The sequence below is a fragment of the Acinetobacter sp. V2 genome (assembly GCF_001188385.1).
GTDB classification, from domain to species: Bacteria; Pseudomonadota; Gammaproteobacteria; order Pseudomonadales; family Moraxellaceae; genus Acinetobacter; species Acinetobacter oleivorans.
This window is the reverse complement of sequence record NZ_JZFB01000001.1, coordinates 937,623-957,274: the sequence shown is the minus strand read 5'-3', so window position 1 is coordinate 957,274 and position 19,652 is coordinate 937,623. Positions and strand designations below refer to the sequence as shown.

Annotated in this window: 17 protein-coding genes and 1 pseudogene; 14 read left to right on the top strand and 4 right to left on the bottom strand. The window is 39.6% G+C overall.

Translation table 11 applies throughout. The annotated features are described in order from the left end of the window. From UC75_RS20190 to UC75_RS04315, 3 genes and pseudogenes are all read right to left on the bottom strand, one after another. Positions 1-199: pseudogene (locus tag UC75_RS20190) on the bottom strand (outer membrane porin, OprD family); the annotation flags it as partial. 108 nt (positions 200-307) lie between these two features. Beyond that, entirely contained in the window at positions 308-1,657 is a 1,350-nt protein-coding gene (locus tag UC75_RS04320; RefSeq protein WP_049836826.1) for a spinster family MFS transporter, read from the bottom strand. 415 nt (positions 1,658-2,072) lie between these two features. Beyond that, the gene (locus UC75_RS04315) at positions 2,073-2,540 is read right to left on the bottom strand and encodes a MarR family winged helix-turn-helix transcriptional regulator (protein ID WP_004701395.1); all 468 of its coding nucleotides are present in this window, start codon (positions 2,538-2,540) and stop codon (positions 2,073-2,075) included. Between the two features lie 149 nt (positions 2,541-2,689). Here UC75_RS04315 and UC75_RS04310 point away from each other — a divergent pair, with 149 nt between their 5' ends. From UC75_RS04310 to UC75_RS04245, 14 genes are all read left to right on the top strand, one after another. Continuing rightward, positions 2,690-3,799 (top strand): amidase, encoded by a 1,110-nt coding sequence (locus UC75_RS04310; RefSeq protein WP_049836825.1) that lies wholly within the window; start codon positions 2,690-2,692, stop codon positions 3,797-3,799. 36 nt (positions 3,800-3,835) lie between these two features. Beyond that, a complete protein-coding gene (locus tag UC75_RS04305) occupies positions 3,836-4,984 on the top strand; it encodes an acyl-CoA dehydrogenase family protein (RefSeq protein WP_128825189.1) in 1,149 nt (382 codons plus the stop codon). A 25-nt stretch (positions 4,985-5,009) separates the two neighbouring features. Further along, on the top strand, positions 5,010-5,369 hold the full coding sequence (locus UC75_RS04300; RefSeq protein ID WP_049836823.1) for a hypothetical protein: 360 nt from the start codon (positions 5,010-5,012) through the stop codon (positions 5,367-5,369). 4 nt (positions 5,370-5,373) lie between these two features. Continuing rightward, positions 5,374-5,907, top strand: coding sequence for a nuclear transport factor 2 family protein (locus tag UC75_RS04295; protein ID WP_128825130.1), 534 nt, complete (start codon positions 5,374-5,376; stop codon positions 5,905-5,907). Between the two features lie 29 nt (positions 5,908-5,936). Beyond that, positions 5,937-7,214 (top strand): aromatic ring-hydroxylating oxygenase subunit alpha, encoded by a 1,278-nt coding sequence (locus UC75_RS04290; RefSeq protein WP_049836821.1) that lies wholly within the window; start codon positions 5,937-5,939, stop codon positions 7,212-7,214. A gap of 10 nt (positions 7,215-7,224) precedes the next feature. Continuing rightward, complete coding sequence (locus UC75_RS04285) at positions 7,225-7,710, top strand: aromatic-ring-hydroxylating dioxygenase subunit beta (protein WP_049836820.1); 486 nt, start codon at positions 7,225-7,227, stop codon at positions 7,708-7,710. A 10-nt stretch (positions 7,711-7,720) separates the two neighbouring features. Beyond that, positions 7,721-8,458: an SDR family NAD(P)-dependent oxidoreductase gene (locus UC75_RS04280; RefSeq protein ID WP_049836819.1), complete on the top strand. Its 738-nt coding sequence runs from the start codon at positions 7,721-7,723 to the stop codon at positions 8,456-8,458. A gap of 34 nt (positions 8,459-8,492) precedes the next feature. Further along, entirely contained in the window at positions 8,493-9,446 is a 954-nt protein-coding gene (locus UC75_RS04275; protein ID WP_049836818.1) for a PDR/VanB family oxidoreductase, read from the top strand. A 45-nt stretch (positions 9,447-9,491) separates the two neighbouring features. Continuing rightward, a complete protein-coding gene (locus UC75_RS04270; RefSeq protein WP_002011849.1) occupies positions 9,492-10,448 on the top strand; it encodes a p-hydroxyphenylacetate 3-hydroxylase reductase component in 957 nt (318 codons plus the stop codon). Positions 10,449-10,646: 198 nt separating this feature from the next. Beyond that, positions 10,647-11,561, top strand: a complete 915-nt coding sequence (gene feaR / locus UC75_RS04265) for a transcriptional regulator FeaR (protein WP_004701415.1) — start codon at positions 10,647-10,649, stop codon at positions 11,559-11,561. 209 nt (positions 11,562-11,770) lie between these two features. Then, entirely contained in the window at positions 11,771-14,086 is a 2,316-nt protein-coding gene (gene tynA, locus UC75_RS04260; RefSeq protein WP_128825129.1) for a primary-amine oxidase, read from the top strand. A 144-nt stretch (positions 14,087-14,230) separates the two neighbouring features. Next, the gene (locus UC75_RS04255; RefSeq protein ID WP_128825188.1) at positions 14,231-15,448 is read left to right on the top strand and encodes a hypothetical protein; all 1,218 of its coding nucleotides are present in this window, start codon (positions 14,231-14,233) and stop codon (positions 15,446-15,448) included. Positions 15,449-15,514: 66 nt separating this feature from the next. Further along, complete coding sequence (locus tag UC75_RS04250; protein ID WP_049836815.1) at positions 15,515-17,122, top strand: GMC family oxidoreductase; 1,608 nt, start codon at positions 15,515-15,517, stop codon at positions 17,120-17,122. 44 nt (positions 17,123-17,166) lie between these two features. Continuing rightward, a complete protein-coding gene (locus tag UC75_RS04245; protein ID WP_049836814.1) occupies positions 17,167-18,654 on the top strand; it encodes an NAD-dependent phenylacetaldehyde dehydrogenase in 1,488 nt (495 codons plus the stop codon). 70 nt (positions 18,655-18,724) lie between these two features. Here UC75_RS04245 and UC75_RS20185 read toward each other — a convergent pair. Continuing rightward, a partial coding sequence (locus UC75_RS20185) for a penicillin acylase family protein (RefSeq protein WP_228137082.1) occupies positions 18,725-19,652 on the bottom strand: 928 nt, incomplete at its 5' end.

Here is a 19,652-nt window from a genome sequence, read left to right as displayed (position 1 = left end):
AAGATGCTGCCTGAGACCAACTGCCAGTATCTTTTAAGGTATCATTATCAAAATCACGGTTGATATAAGCATTTTTTAAAGTGAATTTCCATTCATCTTCAGTTTGCTGATTTGGATTTGCGGCCCATGAGTTGCTGCACATCAGTAATAAAGTGGCAACGGCTAAAGTGTGCGGTTTAAAACGGTGAAATAATTTCATAATCCATTTCCCAGATGTATGCCAGTCCTCGGCACTACGTAATTTTGAATATTTCGGTACTCTCTAAGCGTTTAGTTAGAGAGTACATTTTGCAATTGGTAAGACCTATTAATTTAATTTTTCAAGCTTCATACTTTCACTAAAAAATTTGCAGCCTTTAAAAAGCAGAATTAGAGCTAGTACACATGACAGTCCACCCACAATAGATAAAGAAGAACCCACCATTAACGGACTACCAAAAACTTTATCTGTGATAATGGCCACCAATGTTGTACCAATACCGAGTCCAATTAAGTTACTCACCAAAAGGAATAGGGCAGAAAGGCGTGCTCTAAATTGGTTAGGGGCTAACATCTGCAAAGCAGTAGCTGAAATCACTAGAGGGAAAGATGCAAAGAACATTGCAGGAATCAATAAGCTGACTGAAAGCCAGAGTTGATCTGTTTGGGTAAAAAATGCAATTGGAATAATCAGGCCAACAATTCCAATCACACCAGTGAACATCGGCGCATCTTGACGACCTTTTTTAATAAACCAGTCATTTAACCAACCTGCACAAAACACACCTAAGGTATTTGCAATTAACAGAATTGTGCCGAGCATGTAACCTGTTTCAGTCGGTGCGAGTTGAAACTTTCGAATATAAAATGCAGGTGTCCAGCTAGTCAGACTGTAGAGTGCCATTGCATAAAAGGTAAAACCTAAATAATGACAAGCAAATGTTTTCGAATGCTTTTTAATAAACTGAAGACATTGTGAGAATTTAACTTGGTCAACTTGTCCATTTTGATTGAGCTGTTGGCCTTTACGTACAGGGTCTTTAACGGTCAAAATAAACAGTAGACCAATAATGATGCCGGGTAAACCGACTACAAAAAATGCAATTTGCCATGCTTTAAGTGCACCTAATAGTGGAACTTCAATAAGTGTCACGCCTTTAAGCAAATTAATGACATAACCGCCAACTAAAAAGGCAATACCACCACCTAAAAAAGCACCAATTGAATAAATTCCGACAGCACGACCTAGTTTGTCCTTACTAAACATGTCGCTGAACATTGAATAAGCGGCTGGAGATAACGCAGCTTCACCCACACCGACCGCCATACGGCTCAGGAACAGTTGAATAAAGTTTTTACTTAAACCACAAGTGGCCGTTGCTAGGCTCCAAACAATAATCCCGATTGAAATCAGTTTTGGTCGTGAAAAACGATCGGCAATATAGGCTAAGGGTAAACCCATAACCGCATAAAACAGTGAGAAGGCAAGGCCATGTAATAGGCTAAATTGTGTATCTGAAAGTTGGAGATCAGCTTTGATGGGTTCAATCATTAGGGCCAGAATTTGGCGGTCAATAAATGAAAATATATATGCCAACATACAAAGTGTGACGACATACCATGCATAAGCATTGCTTTTCTTTTGTGTCCTTTCAACAGCGATATTACTTTGGTTCATACACTTAATCCTTATGTATAAAACGCTTAAAGAAATTGATATCTAACTTTTATTATTCCTCTGAAGTTTTCGATATTTCCCCCTTTTAGATAAGAATAATAAATAGGCTAGAAATGAGTAATTTGGTCTCGTACAGACCGGAAGAGTGCGTCTAAACCCAATTAGGAGTTAATGGGTTTTTAAAGATCATGGAATTATTATTTTCTTTTTATATGTAAAATTCCATTACTTATTGAGTATGTTAGAATACCTAAAAAGTATGTTAAGTAAACAGATAGTAATAATTTATTGAATTAAGAAACTGATTTTTATTTATTTTTTAATATTAAAACTTATTTTAATAAAGAGCAGCGAGAAAAGAAGAACTGTTTCATGCTGCTCTTGAGCGTATCTAACCCGATATCAAGTCAAATAATTAACTTGATGGCATGAGATCAAATAATTTTTTTAACTGGTGATTTAAATTGTGAAGCTCATCTTCTGAAAAAGCATTCAGGATGCCTGCCAAGGTAACCACACTAATTTGATTAATCTGTTCAACCAGCTCGACACCTTTGGGAGTTAATTTCACCATCGAAATTCGTTCATCGGTGGTAGAAGAGTAGACCTCAACAATTCCATCTTCTACTAAGCGATATACAGCTTTTGTTGCCGTAGTTAACTTTAAGGTAGAAAGATTAGCGATATCGGTAATACTGGCTTCACCCAAAGCATTAGTACTTAAAATGATTTTACGGCGTGTATTATCAATACCTAGTTTTTTTATTGATTTTTCAATGAGTTGTGAATATTTTCCGTTAACTTGGGATACCCAAAAAAAAGGGAAGTTTTGAATACTCGACGGTTCTTTATTAGGAAGAAATTGTTCTAAATGATCAAGCATAGCTAAGCAATAACTTAGTGAAAAAAGGGTAATCCTATTATAAACAAAATTTTGGATATTTCCTTGAGAACAAATTATAAAAAATACTTGACAATTCCATTAAATTTTCCGATATTTTAATTAATGAATAAAAATACATGGAAAAGTGAATGAATATTGTTAGCCAAAGCGTGCACAAAGGAAGTGGCAAGCTCAAGGTGATGGTGAAGGACACTATTGATATTCAAGGTCTAAAAACCATTGCTGGTAGTCGAGCTTTATTAAATGTTGAACCTGCTCAAGATGATGCTGAGGTGGTTAAAAACATTTTAAAAGCTGACTGTGAAATTATTGCCAAAACAAATTTGCACGAATTGGCTTTTGGTATTACAGGCATTAACCATGCTTTTGGTACACCCATCAACCCTAAATATCCTGAACTTATTCCAGGCGGATCTTCGAGTGGTTCGGCTGCGGCAGTTGCAGCAAAACAAGCTGATTTTACTCTAGGCACCGACACGGGCGGTTCTATCCGGATGCCCGCTGCGTGCTGCGGAGTTTTTGGTTTAAAACCAACTTTTGGTCGTGTCAGCAGAAAAGGCGTATATCCGCCGTCGAGTTCTTTAGATTGCGTTGGTCCTTTTACAAATTCAGTCGAGATGATTGAAAAGGCCATGCAAATTATTGATCCAACTTTCAAACCTACTGAATTTACTCGTACACCAAAACTTGCGGTTTTAGATGTCAAAGCAGATGAGGTTGTTTGGAACTGTATCCATCAAGCACTTCAAAAAGCCAATTTACAGTCCACTTCAGAAAAAGTTGAACATTTTGAAGCGGCTTATGATGCAGGCATGCAGATTATTAACTATGAAAACTGGCAAGCTTTTGGTGATTTAACTCAAACAGGCTTAATTGGTTCTGATGTAAATAATCGTTTATTAAAAGCAGCCCACACCACTTTAGAGCAAGTGCAACAAGCGGAATCTGTAAAAGAGCAGCTCACCCAAGAACTCGATGCTTTATTAGACAAATATGATGCATTGGTTCTACCGACACTTCCGCAAATTCCACCAAAAGTTTCTGAAGCTGAAAACACAGTCGCTTTTTTGAATCTTACTGGTTTAGTTCGACCATTTAATTTATCAGGTCATCCCGTTATTTCAGTGCCACTTGAAACCAGTGAAGGTTTACCAGTGGGCTTACAGATCGTATCGAAGCATCAAAAAGATGAGCAATTATGCGCTATAGCTAAATTTTGTGTTGATGCAATGCAATAAATTACAAGGAGTTAGATGATGAATAAGTTGTCTAAAATGGAGTTTGCTTCTCAAGACAAAGCAGTTGACTTAGATGCTTTGTGCCAAGAAATTCGTGAGCGTGCCTGTGCAGGTGAGTTTGATAATCAGGCTTATGTGAGCCAAGACGTTATTGAAAAGCTTAAGCAAATCGGTGTTTACCGTGCATTGGTTCCGAAACGTTTTGGTGGTGATGAATGTTCACCACGACAGTTTTGTGAATTGATTGAAACTTTATCTAAAGCTGATGGTTCAGTGGGTTGGGTGGCTAGTTTCGGTATGAGCCCTGCGTATTTGGGAAGTTTGCCCGAAGATACACTTAAAGAGTTGTACCAAAATGGCCCTGATGTGGTGTTTGCTGGAGGCATTTTTCCACCACAACCTGCCGAAATTACCGATGAAGGTGTCGTAGTTCGTGGACGTTGGAAATTTTCCAGCGGCTGTATGGGAGCTGACATTGTTGGCGTGGGGATTTCACCGCTTAAAAACAATGAAATGCAAGGCTTACCACGCATGGCAGTGATGCCTGCCAAAAAAGCCAAAATTGAAATGACTTGGGACACCGTTGGCCTAAAAGGTACAGGAAGCCATGACTTAGTCGTTGAAGATGTATTGGTCGAAAAGAAATGGACTTTTGTCCGTGGTGAGCCTTCGAAATTAAGTGAGCCATTTTTTAAATATCCGTCCCTGTCTTTAGCGACTCAAGTCTTAACCGTGGTGGGTATTGGTGTTGCAGCTGCTGCATTAGAAGAATTTGAAAAATTGGCACCGGGTAAAGCGTCCATTACAGGCGGGTCAGAAATTGCCAACCGCCCAGTGACTCAATATGAGTTCGCTCAAGCTGATGCAGAGTTTCAGGCTGCAAAATCTTGGTTTTATCAAACTATGGATATTGTTTGGAATGAAATTATTACTGGGCGTGAAGCAACTGCTGAACAAATTAGCGATATGCGTCTGGCATGTACCCATGCAGCGCGAGTTTGCGCCAAAGTCACCCGAAAAATGCAAATGCTTGCGGGTATGACAGCAATTTATACCAACAATCCATTTAGCCGTTTTGTGAATGACACCAACGTGGTGACTCAGCATGCCTTCATGGGCGATGCGACCTTACAAAATGCAGGCTCAATCAGTTTCGGGTTAAAGCCAACCCCAGGTTATTTATAAGTTTAATTTTTAAAAGGATATTGAGATGGAAGCTAAAAAATCATTACGCGTTTTGTTCTGCATGGGTATTAACCAAAATTTTTTTGATGCAGAACCTGCTGAAGCAAAAGCAGTTTGGGCAGCGTTTGGTGAAATGTGGAATGGCATTCATGACTTACCAGGCGTAAATGTTTTTGGAAATCTTGATGATGACCAAAGCATGGTTGGCCCAAGTGCGGGTTGGCCTTGGACCACGTACTTGCTTGCAGATGTTCCAGATATTGAAACAGTACATGCGGCTTGTAATTTGTTTAGAACGACCGTAGTGGGTGAAGGTCCATACAAACTTTGGAAATATTGCAAAGTTGAAGCTCGTGTTGGGCGCGAATTGATTATCCAACGTTAAGGCGATGGCAATGAATGACAAAGTGAATTTTGCAGAAATCATAGAGCGACTAGAACAGTTAGAAGCGCACAACGCCATTCGTAATTGCCTGAACCGTTATATGGAAATCTGCGACGAGCTCAATGCAAATACAGACCTTGACGAGCTGATGAATCTTTTTGATCAAGACTGTATTTGGGAAGGTGTTGGCGAGAAATATGCCAAATCCTTTGGCCGTTATGATTCTTGGCAGTCGATTTACGACATGTTTAAAAGTTATACCCAAAAAGAATCTCACTTTGTTATGAATGCACACTTTGTAAATTCAGAACAAATCTATGTAAATCAAAATTATGCAAATGCTTCATGGCTGATGTTGCAGACTTCAACGTTTAAAGATGGCCGTAGTCATCTGAATACAGCAAAGCTCAACGTGAAGTTTCAAAAGCAAGCAGATGGAACATGGAAAATTAAACACTTCCAAACACAGAATATTTTCAGTCGTCCCGTATCGCATTGGCACAGTGAAGCCGAATTGCCGGTACCTTCCCAGGAATGACTCAGGACATATTTAAAAGGACTATTGATATGAACAGTATTATCCCGACGCATAACATTGGCACTGATTACGATGCTTTGGTTCAAAGTGACCGTGCCCATACCTCTCTTTATAAAGATGAACGCATTTTTGATGAAGAAATGGAAAAAATCTTTTATAGCACTTGGGTGTGGGTTGCACATGCCAGTGAAATTCCAGAAGGGGGAAGCTATAAAACGATTAATATCGGTAAACAGCCTGTGGTTGTGGTGCGTGACCGTAAAAAGAAAGTCCATGTACTTTTAAACCGTTGCCGTCACCGTGCCGCAACCGTATGCGAACATAAAAAAGGAAAAACCAATAGTTTTGTATGTCCGTACCACGGTTGGAGTTATGCACTTGATGGTAGTTTACGTGGTGTGCCATCTCCGGAAAGCTACGGCGATTGTTTAGATAAGTCTGAATTACCACTGGTGAGCCTACGCGTAGAAGAATATAACGGCATGATCTTCGCTTCATTTAAAGAAGATATTCAACCGCTTGAAGAGTTTCTTGGGCCAGCAAAAAAATGGATTGACCTGTTTATGAAACAAGGTGCGGGTTATCCAATTAAAGTGTTAGGTGAACACCGTTTCCGTTTCCCGGGTAACTGGAAAATCCAGCTTGAAAATACCACCGATGCTTATCATTTCCCGTTGGTACACAAGTCATTCTTAAGTTCTGTCGATGAAAAAACCGAAGAACTCTTTAACTTCGAAAACCAACCGGGCTTTGTTGAAGATTTAGGTAATGGTCACAGTGTTATGGTGATGATTCCTGAACTGGTTGATTTAGACGAAGAGCTTATGGAGCGACCAATTCAAGAGCGCTTTGAAGACTTGGCTCAAGCTTTGCGTGATGAAGGTCATGAAGAATTAGAAGTACGCCGTATTGTTCGAGCAGTTGGTGGTTCTGGCTTTAACTTAAATTTATTCCCGAACATCGCATGTTCGATGGCGTTCTTCCGAGTGTTACAGCCAATTTCAGTTGCTGAAACAGAAATTCATCACTCGGTAATTACCATGGACGGTGGTCCGCAAATTGCCAACCAATATCGCCTACGTTTGCATGAACATTTCCAAGGTCCATTTGGTTTTGGTACACCAGATGACTCTGAGGCATGGGAGCGCGTACAACACGGCGCCAATGCGGGTAATGATTTATGGATCATGCTCAACCGCGGTTTGCCGGGCGAAGTCAAAACTGAAGATGGCTTAAAAAGTGATGTCAGTGCTGAAACAGGTATGCGTGCAGCATATCGGCAGTGGAAAAAGATGATGAAGGCTTAAGGAGAGAGCAATGAATATGAATCTGCAATTATTAAATGAAGTCACTGCTTTCATCTGGGCTGAAGCAGACATGTTGGACCACAGTGAATACCGTGAATGGCTCAACTTATGGAATGAAAAGGGTGTTTATATCATTCCGATTGACCCAAACCTCACTGACTACGAAAACAACTTAAATTATGCCTATGACGATAATCATATGCGTACTTTGCGTGTAGAGCGTCTTGAAAATGGTGAAGCGATTTCTACAGCGCCTAAAGCAAATACTGTGCGTAGTGTTTCTCGTGTACGAGTCATTCAACACCAAGACAATGAAATCGTTTTGCGTTGTGCTCAAAACTTGCGCGAGTTCCGTAAAGAAAACCTCAAGCATTACACAGCAGATATTACTTATCATTTGACTCGTGATGCGGCTACAGGCTTTAAGATTAACCGTAAAATCATTAACTTGGTTAATTCAACCGATACCTTAGCTGGTATTAGCTACATTCTTTAGGAGCGGTAACATGAAACAAGTTGTTTTAGTGACAGGTGCTGCTTCTGGACTCGGTAATGTCATTGCTGAATATTTTGCGAGCCAAGGCCATCAAGTGATTTTGTCAGCGAGTACGCTTGAAAAAGCCGAAAACGCCAAGGCACAAAGTCAATATGCACAAAATATGTTTCCCTTGAAATTAGATATTTCGGTTGAAGCAGATTTTCATGCTGCCGTGCAATGGATTGAAGAGAAATTTTCTAAACTTGATGTGTTGATTAACAATGCCACCGTCACCAAAGCAACGCCAGTACTTGAAATTACCGCAGCCGATTTTGATTGGGTGACCCAAGTCAACCAACGCGGCACCTTTCAAGCTTGCCAAATTATTGGTCAATATATGGCTAAAAAAGGCTATGGACGCATCATTAATATGGCGTCGTTAGCAGGACAAAATGGTGGTACTGCAACAGGTGCACACTATGCGGCAACCAAAGGTGCGATTGTGACGTTAACCAAAATTTTTGCCAAAGAGTTTGCGGCAAAAGGGGTGACGGTTAATGCGGTTGCACCGGGACCGATGGAATCACCAATCGTTCATAGCGTAGTGTCTGACGAAAAAATGGAACAGTTCATCCAAAATATTCCGGTTAAAGCCTTAGGAAGTATGCATTTTATTGCTGAAACTTGTGGGTTGCTCGCGAGTCCAAATGCGGGGTTTGTGACTGGTGCAACATGGGATATTAACGGTGGTTTATTCATGCGTTAAGCCAATCGCTTAACCATGAAAAGGGAGTTAAATCATGACTACACTTTATGATGTTGTCGTTAAAAATCGCCATGTGGAAGGTGGAAATATTGCAGTCATGGAATTTGAATCTGCAACTTCTGCAACATTGCCAAAAGTTGAAGCGGGCGCACATATTGATGTGCACTTACCAAATGGTATGGTGCGCCAATATTCACTTTGCCAAAATCCAAATGATGAAGGTAAGTTTCGCCTTGGAATTTTACGTGACCCTGAATCACGTGGCGGCTCAGTCTCGGCTTTTGATGAAATTAAAGATGGCATGCAAATTCAGGTCAGTGAACCAAAAAATTTATTTCCACTTTTAAAAGCCAAACACAGTGTATTGATTGGCGGTGGAATTGGGATTACGCCGTTAATCACGATGGCCTATCAACTTGCACATGAAGGTGAATCATTTGAGCTTCACTACTGTGGAGCTAGTCCTGAACACTGTGCTTTTGTTGATGAAATTAAAAATGGTGAGTTAGCAAAATATACGACCTTCCATTTTAAATCTGAAGGTGCAAGCCACCGAGCATTTTTTGAATCTGCCATTAAAGATATTGACTCGGAAAGCCATATTTACACATGTGGTCCAGTCGGTTTCATGGACTGGGTGATTAACCTTGCCATGACTCACAATTTTCCTGAGCAGCAAATCCACAAAGAATATTTCCAAGTCGAAACTGACACCTCTGGAGATTCATTTGAGGTGGTGGCTGAGCGTAGCGGAAAAATTATTATGGTTGAAGCTGGCGAAACCATTTTGCAGGCTTTAGCTAAAGAAGGGATCGACATTGAAATGTCTTGCGAGCAAGGCGTATGCGGAACCTGTATGTGTGATGTAATTGAAGGCGAACCTGATCATCGAGATGTTTATTTTACTGATGAAGAAAAAGCCAGCAATGAACAAATATTGGTGTGCTGTTCGCGCTCTAAAACACCGAGATTAGTTTTAGATATCTAATGCTCTCGCGATTTAAATGGATGTAAGAGAAGGTTTAGGAGAAAGATGATGAATGTATTACAACAAATAGATGAGTTTACGGTCGATCCACTACAGTTTCGACGAGCATTAGGAAATTTTGCAACAGGCGTTACCATTGTTACTGCACAAAATGCACAAGGTGAGAAAGTCGGTGTAACTGCAAACAGTTTTAACTCGGTATCACTCGATCCACCACTTATTTTGTGGAGCATTGATAAAAAATCGTCAAGTTTTTCAGTATTTGAAGAGGCGACACATTTTGCAGTCAATATTTTATCAGGCACACAAATTGAGCTGTCTAATAAGTTTTCGAGACGCAATATTGATAAATTTGCAGACACCAATTTTCAACTTGGTGCAGGACGTGCACCAATCTTAGAAAATTGTTCTGCGGTGTTTGAGTGCGAACGCTATCAAGTGATTGAAGGTGGTGACCACTGGATTATTGTTGGTAAAGTGGTTCGTTTTCATGACCAAGGTCGAAGCCCGCTGGTCTACCATCAAGGCGCATATTCTTGTGTCATGCCGCATCCAAGCCTTCAAGTTAAGCAAACTGAAGAGAATGGCGTAGACCAAACACATTATGGGCACTTATATAATAATGTCTGCTACTTAATGAGCCGTGCTTTTAAAGCTTATCAAACCGACTATATCCCTAAGCAAATGGCTTCTGGGTTTCGAACCAGTGAATCACGTCTTTTACTCGTTTTGGCCAGTGGTACTGCTTCAAGTAAAGAAGATTTACCTCGAGATATTGCTATGCCAATGCAGGAAGTTGAAAGATCGGCTGAAATTCTAAAATTTGAGGGATTGTTGGTTGATCATGATAATTTATACGCACTAACGGAAAAGGGTAAACAAACGGCACAGTATTTGTTTGATATTGCCGATAGCCACCAAAATGAAGTGTTTAAAAAGTATTCTGATGAGCAAAAGGATATTTTTATTACCATGCTGCGAGATTTTGCAGGAGTAGCATAAGTCCCATTAAGCTGATAAATTGAATTGATTTATCAGCTTCTTCACATCTAGCTGACTATCATCAAAACAATTCCAAGGATAAGGAATTTTTGGCACACAATTTGTTTATCAATAAAACAAGATTGCAAATAAGCCAAGACAGTGCACCACCATAAACGCAAAATTTTGAGCGGTTGCACATGTATAGAGAGGTAAGGGATGAACCAATATGTAAGCGATGCATTACTCACATGGACGCACCATATTAAAAGCGTGTGCGGCAATTTTGAAACCGATTTTGACGGAACCCGTAATTTATTCATTGGTGAAGTTCAGTGCTTTTTATTGGGTGATACCGAAATTGCTTTTATCAAAAACAATGCAAATAAAATTGTCCGAAAAGCCGATGAAATCGATCGAGTGAATAATCGTTTTTGTTTTTTGATTTTGCAGTATTCGGGAAAAATGCTGCTCGAATATAAAAATGAAACCTTAAGCCTAAATGAAGGCGATATTGTGTTGGTCGACCCGGTCGAAACAATTTCGATGTATCCGCAAGGTTTGGTAAGTCAGATCTCAGTACACCTCTCGCGTGAAAAATTACTTAAAGAAAATATTAGTACTGAATATTTTGGAAAACTGATTACGCAAAATATGAGTGGTTTTTTACTCAAGAATATTTTGAAAAACATGTCTGCTGAAAACATCAAACTTTGGTACGCAACCGAAGACGGTAATGCTTTTGAAGATGCACTGATAGCCTTAATCAAACCAACAATTAATTATAAAAATATTAATAGCTCCAATAATCTGATGGAAAAAGCCGAGCGATATATTATAGAAAACTTAGCAAAACCTGATTTAACCCCTAAATTAATTGCAGAGCATATTGGGGTGTCGCTACGTCATCTCTACCGTTTATTTCTTCAAGAAAATTTATCTATTAACAAATATATACAGCTCAAACGCCTAGAAAAAGTCAAAGCAGATTTGCTTGATAAAAAGAACAAACAAAGCTCAATTACCCAAGTTGCCTTGAAATGGGGTTTTTGGGATGGCGCTCATTTCTCAAAAATCTTTAAAAAGACTTATGGTATTTCTCCTAAAGAATTTAGAGAGGGTATGTCGGTTTAACTCTTTCATCTCTCAATGTCATTTTTAGACAAATTCGACGTCATTCTTGAACAAGCTAGCCCTATGTAACTGTGTTGAAATTAAATTCATTAGAGCAGGTTAGATAAGCTTAATAACTATAAAACTATTAAGTTGGTCTAACGAATTTCACTCACAGGAAAGTGCATTTTAACTGTCTGATTCAGATAGTTCAGGGATAGATGAAAAGGATGAAACCAATGCGTAAACAACGATTATTGAATGACATACAAAAAATACTGGCACTTAACTTATCAATCGCTGCAAGCTTTTGGGGACTCAATACTCAAGCGTTTGCGCATGGTGGAAAGGCCGAAATGGTCTCACTTTATCAAAACATGAGTGAGCAAGGTGCTAAAGTTGTCAAAGACGATTTTACCAATACTTATATGATCACCAAAGGCTCTATGGTGGTTCGGGCCAAACCCAATTCAGATCAGGTTTTGGTGAATGGCAAACCTTTCAAGCTCAGTGTGCCTTTATTAATTAAAGATGGTAAACCTGTTATTGGAAAAGATTTTTTTAATGAAGTATTCCAGTCTGGTTTAGATCAAACTTTCAAAATTGAAAATACGTTTCACCCGCTCAATAGCTTAAATTCTGACGAAATTAAAAAGACATTTGATGTGATTAACCGCTCGAAATACGCCTATAAAAATATGCGTTTTGCCGAGTTAAAGCTTAAAGAGCCTGAAAAAGCCAAAGTCTGGGATTACTTTATTAATCACAAAGAATTTAAAGAAGATCGTATTGCCTCATTTATTTTGTTAAAGGGGAGTCAAGCGATTGAAGGTGAAGTTAACCTTAACACTCAACAAGTCACAAAATGGAATGTACTGAAAGACACTCATGGAATGGTGTTGCTCGATAATTTTGAAGCCGTACAGCGTGTAATTGAAACGAGTAAAGAATATCAAGAAGCTTTACGCAAACGTGGCATTAGTGATGTGAAGAAAGTGATTGCTACACCGCTAACTGTTGGATATTTTGGCGGTAAAGATGGACTTGATAAGCAACTCAATATATTAAAAGTCGTCGCTTATCTCGATGTAGGCGATGGTAATTATTGGGCGCATCCAATTGAAAATTTAGTTGCTGTAGTCGATTTAGATAAAGAAAAAATTATTAAGATTGAAGAAGGCGCAATCATTCCTGTGCCAATGGCAAATCGACCTTATATGTCGAATAAGCCAGTAGCAAGTAAGCTAAAACCACTCAATATTACTGAACCTGAGGGTAAGAACTTTAGCATTACAGGTCAAACCATACATTGGGGGAACTGGTGTTTGCATGTGGCGTTAGACTCTCGTGTTGGCTTACAGCTTTCAACCGTGACTTATAAAGATAAAGGCGTGAAGCGGAAAGTCATGTATGAAGGTAACTTAGGTGGAATGGTGGTTCCATATGGTGACCCTGATATTGGTTGGTACTTCAAATCTTATTTGGACTCTGGCGAATATGGTATGGGTACACTTACTTCATCTATTCTTCCGGGAACTGATGCACCCGACAACGCTGTTTTACTTGATGCTGTGATTGCAGACTATAAAGGCCAGCCACAAGTAATTCCAAATGCCATTGCTGTGTTTGAACGTTATGCAGGACCTGAATATAAACATCACGAAATTTTTGGTAACCAAGATGCGAGTGAAGCCCGCCGTGAACTTGTGGTGCGCTGGATTAGTACTGTTGGAAACTACGATTACATGTTTGACTGGGTATTTGCCCAAAATGGTGTAATTGGAATTAATGCGGGTGCAACGGGTATTGAAGCTGTTAAAGGCGTTAAATCACGCACCATGCATGACAGTACCGCAAAAGAAGACACCAAATATGGAACTTTAATTGACCATAATATTGTGGGTACAACGCATCAGCACATCTATAACTTCCGCTTAGATATGGATGTAGACGGGGAAAACAACAGCTTTATGCATATGGACCCTGTGGTGAAAGCCAATGACAAAGGTGGTGTTCGTACAAGCTCAATGCAAATTGATAGTAAAGTCATTACGAATGAGCAAAATGCAGCTGAAAAATTTGATCCATCCACGATTCGCTTACTCACGAATTTCAACAAGGAAAATAAATTAGGCAATCCGGTTTCTTATCAACTCATTCCTTTTGCAGGTGGAACACACCCTGTGGCAAAAGGAGCCAATTTCTCTAAAGATGAATGGTTATTTAAACGTTTGAACTTTATGGATAAGCAAATTTGGGTGACTCAGTACAATCCAGACGAACGCTATCCTGAAGGGAAATATTCAAACCGTTCAACTCATGACACAGGGTTAGGACAGTTCATTGGCAACAATGAGAATATTGAAAATAAAGATCTTGTGGTGTGGATGACAACAGGTACAACGCATGTGGCACGTGCTGAAGAATGGCCAATCATGCCGACAGAATGGGTGAATACGCTTATCAAACCTTGGAACTTTTTTGACAGCACCCCGACTTTAAACTTGGGTGAAGAAGAGCAAAACACACAGCACGACCATCACTAAACGGGTGCATGATCTAGAGTGGGTAACGAATCGGTTACCCACACTTGAGCACGGTTAGGCCGTTCGCAAAAAAGGAATTTCTAAATGAAAAATTTATTTTCTCAGGTTGTGAGAGGGACTCTCTTTGTCTCATTTTTTTCAACTGTGCATGCTGGTGAGTTTGAAATTAAACCGACTTTTGAAGCAACTTTTGGGGCTTTTAGTAGCGGTAAAAGCTATAACGGCGAAAACCTAGATGATGAAAGAGTCAATTGGGAAGAAGGTCATCTTAAATATGGTGCGAAGGGAAACTACACCTTTAAAAACAATCAGCTCTATGCAAGCTTGAGCGGTATTAGCTCGGCAACATTTGGTGATGGTGACGCAGGCCAAAATAGTAATGGTAAGGAACGCAAAACGGATGTGAATGAATGGATCATTGGTTTTAAAGATGGCACCAATAGAGATGAGTTAACGACTTATGATTTAAGTATTGGTCGACAAAATATCATGATTGGTGACGGATTCTTTATTGCAGGTGATGCGTTAAACCTCGGTAAAGCGCCTGCGGATGGCACACTAGATCGGGGCGGAGCATATTATCTGGCAGCTCGTCGAAGCTTTGATTTTACAAGTTTGCTTCAATACAAACCGCAAGAGAATACAACGTTAAAGTTGGCTTATTTAAAATCGGACAATAAAGCACAATTTTCACCTGAACTGTTTGTGACTGATCTGATGTATCAGCTTAAAGATAAGGGCGTTGGGTTTACCTATTTAAATGTATTGGATCTTGAAGATGCTGAGCAAGTTTCAGGGCGCGAAGATCTTAAAAATTATGCTTTACGTTTAAATTATCAACCTTTGCCAGAGTTACAAGTTAAAACTGAGTTTGTAGTTCAAGATAAAAAAGATAGCCACGAAAATGCTGGCTACTTAGCGCTGAACTATAACTTTTTATCTTCAAAATATACCCCCTCATTAGGCTATCGTTTTAGTCATTTTTCAGACCAATACGACCCTATGTTTTATGGAAATACAGTTGGGTTTGGTACATGGTTTCAGGGCGAAGTTGCCGGAAACTATGCTGGTCCATTCAATAAAAATGCAGATATTCATCAAGTTTCTTACATGATGAACTTGAAAGAAAATTTTATGTTAGGTGCTTTGGCCTATAAGTTCAAAACAGTAAATAAGTCTTTAACCAATGTAGATGGACATGAGCTGGATGTTTTTTCGGTCTGGTCAGTGAATAAAAAATTCAACGTTATTCCTTTAGTGGGACTCTATAAACCAAAACACGATATCCATAGCGGCGGTACTCAAAATTACGATGATAAGACCAATGTGTATGCGCAGTTGATTCTGCAATACATCTATTAAATCAGAGCGAAGGAGACCGTGTTTATTGGCGGTGCATTCATAGAAATAAAATTAGGATGAAATCAGATGAATCAACAATATGACTATATCGTGATTGGTGCTGGCTCAGCAGGTTGTGTGGTCGCAGCACGACTATTAGAAGCCAAGGCAGGGCGTGTTCTTGTTCTAGAGGCTGGAAGCCGAGATAGCAGTATGTTTCATACTATACCTGCAACAGTAGTTAAAGTATTCCAGCAAAAATCATGGCAATACATGACTGTTCCGCAGAAATATTGTAATCATCGTGAAATGATCCTTGCACAAGGAAAAGTGTTGGGAGGTGGAAGCTCGGTCAATGGCATGATCTATTGCCGAGGCCAACGACAGGATTATGATTTATGGGCATCGGAATGGGGATGCAATCAGTGGTCTTATCAGGATGTACTGCCTTTTTTTAAGAAAGCAGAAAAAAATGAAAGTCTTGCTGATGAATATCACGGACAAGATGGCATTTTACCTGTCAGCGAAAATCGCTATCGCCATCCTTTAACGCTTGCTTGTATTAAAGCAGGTCAACAAATGGGCATGAATTACGTCAATGATATTAATGGTTGGGATCAGGCAGGCGTAGGATTTTATCAAACCACTACTCAAAACGGTTCTCGGGCGAGTACTTCTAAAACCTATTTAAAGTCAGTCGAAAACCACCCAGACCTTACGGTCATTACAGATGCCTTGGTACATAAAATTGAAACTCAAGGTGATCAGGTTACTGGGGTTACTTATAGTGTTGGCGGAAAATCACCAATTATGGTACAGGCTCAAAAAGAAGTCATTCTGAGTGCTGGTGCAATTGGCAGTCCTAAGGTTTTACTACTTTCGGGAATTGGTCCAAAACAGCATTTAGATGAACTCGGAATAGAATGCCTTCGTGACTTACCCGTAGGTGACAATTTTCACGACCATTTGCATATGTCGGTTAATGCAATAGTAACAACCAATAATAGTCTGCTTGGTGAAGACCAAGGTTTAACCGCTGTACGACACTTTTTACAGTGGTGTTTTACGCGTTCAGGATTGCTAACCACCAATATTTTAGAGGGTGGTGGTTTTATTGACACCAATAACAATGGTCGACCTGATGTCCAATTTCATTTTTTACCTGTGCTGGATAATTTCGATAATACCCCTGGTGAAAAAGCAGTTGCTCAGGCACATGGCCTTACCATTAAAGTCGGGCATGTACAGCCAAAAGCACGTGGGACTTTACGTTTAAGCAGTAAAGATCCAAAAGATTTGCCTGTCATTGACCCTAATTATCTAGGACATCAAGAAGATATTGACGCAAATATCCGTGCGGTACAGGCCGGACTTCGCCTATTACAACAACCAGCATTGAAAGCGATTGTCAAAGAAGTCGTTGAGCCTGCAAATGTCGATCCTGATGATATTGATGCGATTGATAAATGGATGCGCCAGAACATTAAAACGGTCTATCACCCCGCAGGTAGCTGCAAAATGGGTAATGCTCCGCAAGATTCGGTCACAGATCAGACCCTTAAAGTACATGGTTTTAAAAACTTACGTGTGGTGGATTGTTCTATTTGCCCACAAGTTCCAAGCGGTAATACCAATGCAATTGCCATCATGATTGGTGAACGCGGTGCCGACTTTATTTTGAATCAAGTCGCTTAGTTGCTGTCATAACAAAATTTTAGAAATGAAAAGAGGAAAAGAAAATGAGTGAAGTTCAGATTTTAGAAAGCGTACAGCAATTTATGGCGCGTCAACATGGACATTTTATTGATGGAAAGTTAGTTGCTGCCGAGCTTTTAGATAAAGTGGATATTGTAAATCCATCGACTGAACAAGTGGTTGCTCAAATTAGTATTGGTAGTCAACAAGATGTAGATAATGCGGTAAAAAGTGCTGAACATGCTTTTCAAAATGCTTGGGCTGAAACTACGCCTTATGAACGTGGCGTTAAACTGAACAAGCTAGCCGATTTAATTGAGCAATATGGTGAAGAACTTGCACAGCTCGAGTCATTATCTACTGGAAAACTTATCAATATTTCACGGCATCTTGAAGTCGCACAATCTGTTATTTTCTTGAGATATTTTGCGGGTTGGGCAACTAAAATTAATGGTCAAACCATGCAACCTTCTATTCCTTCTATGCAAGGTGAGAAATATACAGCCTTTACTTTAAGACAACCGATTGGTGTGGTTGTAGGAATTGTGCCTTGGAATTTCTCACTCATGATTGGTGTTTGGAAAATCGGTTCAGCTTTAACAACTGGCTGTACCATTGTGCTTAAACCAAGTGAGTTTGCCAGCTTATCTTTATTACGTTTAGCTGAACTTGCTATTGAGGCAGGTATTCCAGCCGGTGTAATTAATGTGGTGACAGGTAAGGGGGAGACGGGACAATATTTAATTGAGTCGCCACTTGTTAAGAAAGTCTCGTTTACAGGTTCAGTACCAACAGGTATTGCGATTGGTAAACTTGCGATGAGTAGTGATTTAACTCGGGTAAGTTTAGAGTTAGGTGGTAAAAATGCCATAGCCATCTTGGCTGATGCAAATATCGATGAGATTTTACCAACTTTGTTGCAAGCAACTTTTGTACATCAAGGCCAAGTTTGTGCATCCCCAGAGCGTTTTTTTGTTCACCATACAAAACATGATGAACTTGTCGAGAAACTCTCTAAAGCACTCTCTAGTTTCAAAATTGGATCGGCTATGGATGAGGGAAGTATGTTTGGTCCACTCTCTAATCAGCCACACTTTCATAAAGTGAAACATTATTTAGATATGGCAAAAGCCAACAACCAGATTATTGCAGGTGGTGAGGCTCTAGATCAGACAGGATATTTTGTACAGCCGACTTTAATTTCCTTTAAAAATACGGATGATCCTTTATTTTCAGAGGAAACTTTTGGTCCAGTGGTCGGGGTAATGCCATTCGAAACTGATGAAGAACTCGTTCAACTGATGAATCAGTCGCGCTTTGGTTTAACCGCAAGTATTTGGACAAATGACTTATCTAAAGCTTTGCGTTTAATTCCTAAGATTGAAGCAGGGACGTTGTGGGTCAATATGCATACGTTTTTAGATCCATCTGTTCCATTTGGCGGGGTAAAAGCTTCAGGAATTGGCAGAGAGTTTTCAGATGCATTTATTGAAGATTACACTGAATTAAAATCGGTCATGATTCGGTATTAAGCCAATAAAGAGGTTTGTCACTTTATAAATAACAAACCTCAGCCTTTAAAATAAAAATTGGACTAAAACATTAGTAGTTTAAAGTGATGCTTTGTTGAGTTGATTGGTCGATTTCCTTTTGACTCACCGCATCATCTTTACACTTGTAACTTTCAAATAAAGGAAGCTGATCTGCAAAGTGGACATCAGGTTTTCCATTTTGATTAATAAATCCACTTTGTCCTGGGGCTAAAATCGAACACATGGCTACCTGATTTGGATTTAACACCACTCTAAACGTAGCACTTCCTGTATTTCCATAAGTACTAAGGTGTTGTTCATGCGATGGATCAGCCCATGGAATACCTACTGAATTTTTGCTAGAAAAGCCCATCGTTGCTACTGGAATTTTCCAGTCATTCGGGTCAGTAGAGTGATACTGTTTTGAAAGTTCAGTCAACGCATTTTCTAAAGCTTTTAAGACAACCTCATCTGCTGTTTGTCCTTTCAAGAAATCAATTTGTTGAGGAATACTCGCCTGTTTTCCTTGCAGAGCATTCCAGATTAATTTCGATGCACTCGCTGGCTGCGCGCTTCGCGGATCATTATTTACTGGATAAAGCGTATCGGTATAACGCTTATAAATATTTTCTGAAAGGTTAGGTTTGAGTACCAGTTCAATCATTTGATTAAGCCATACACGTGTAATTGCTGGTGCTGCACCTTGATAATATTTTGCTTCACTATCAGGGCGTAATTTAAGATCCCAACTGGCAAGTAACGGAGCAACTTTTTTAGCTAATGGTGATGCATTAGGGTTTTGTGCCGCTTGAATCATATAAGGAACAAAATAACGGGCATTTAAATCAGACCATGCCGCCGTTTTATTAATTTCCCAAATTTCTTGCTGACTCAGTTTTGGTTTACTTTCTAAAGGTTCAATCAGTTCATTCGCCCGATCTATATAAGAAAAGTTTGAAGAATCTGAGCGTAAGCCAGCATAGGCTTTGTTATTCCAG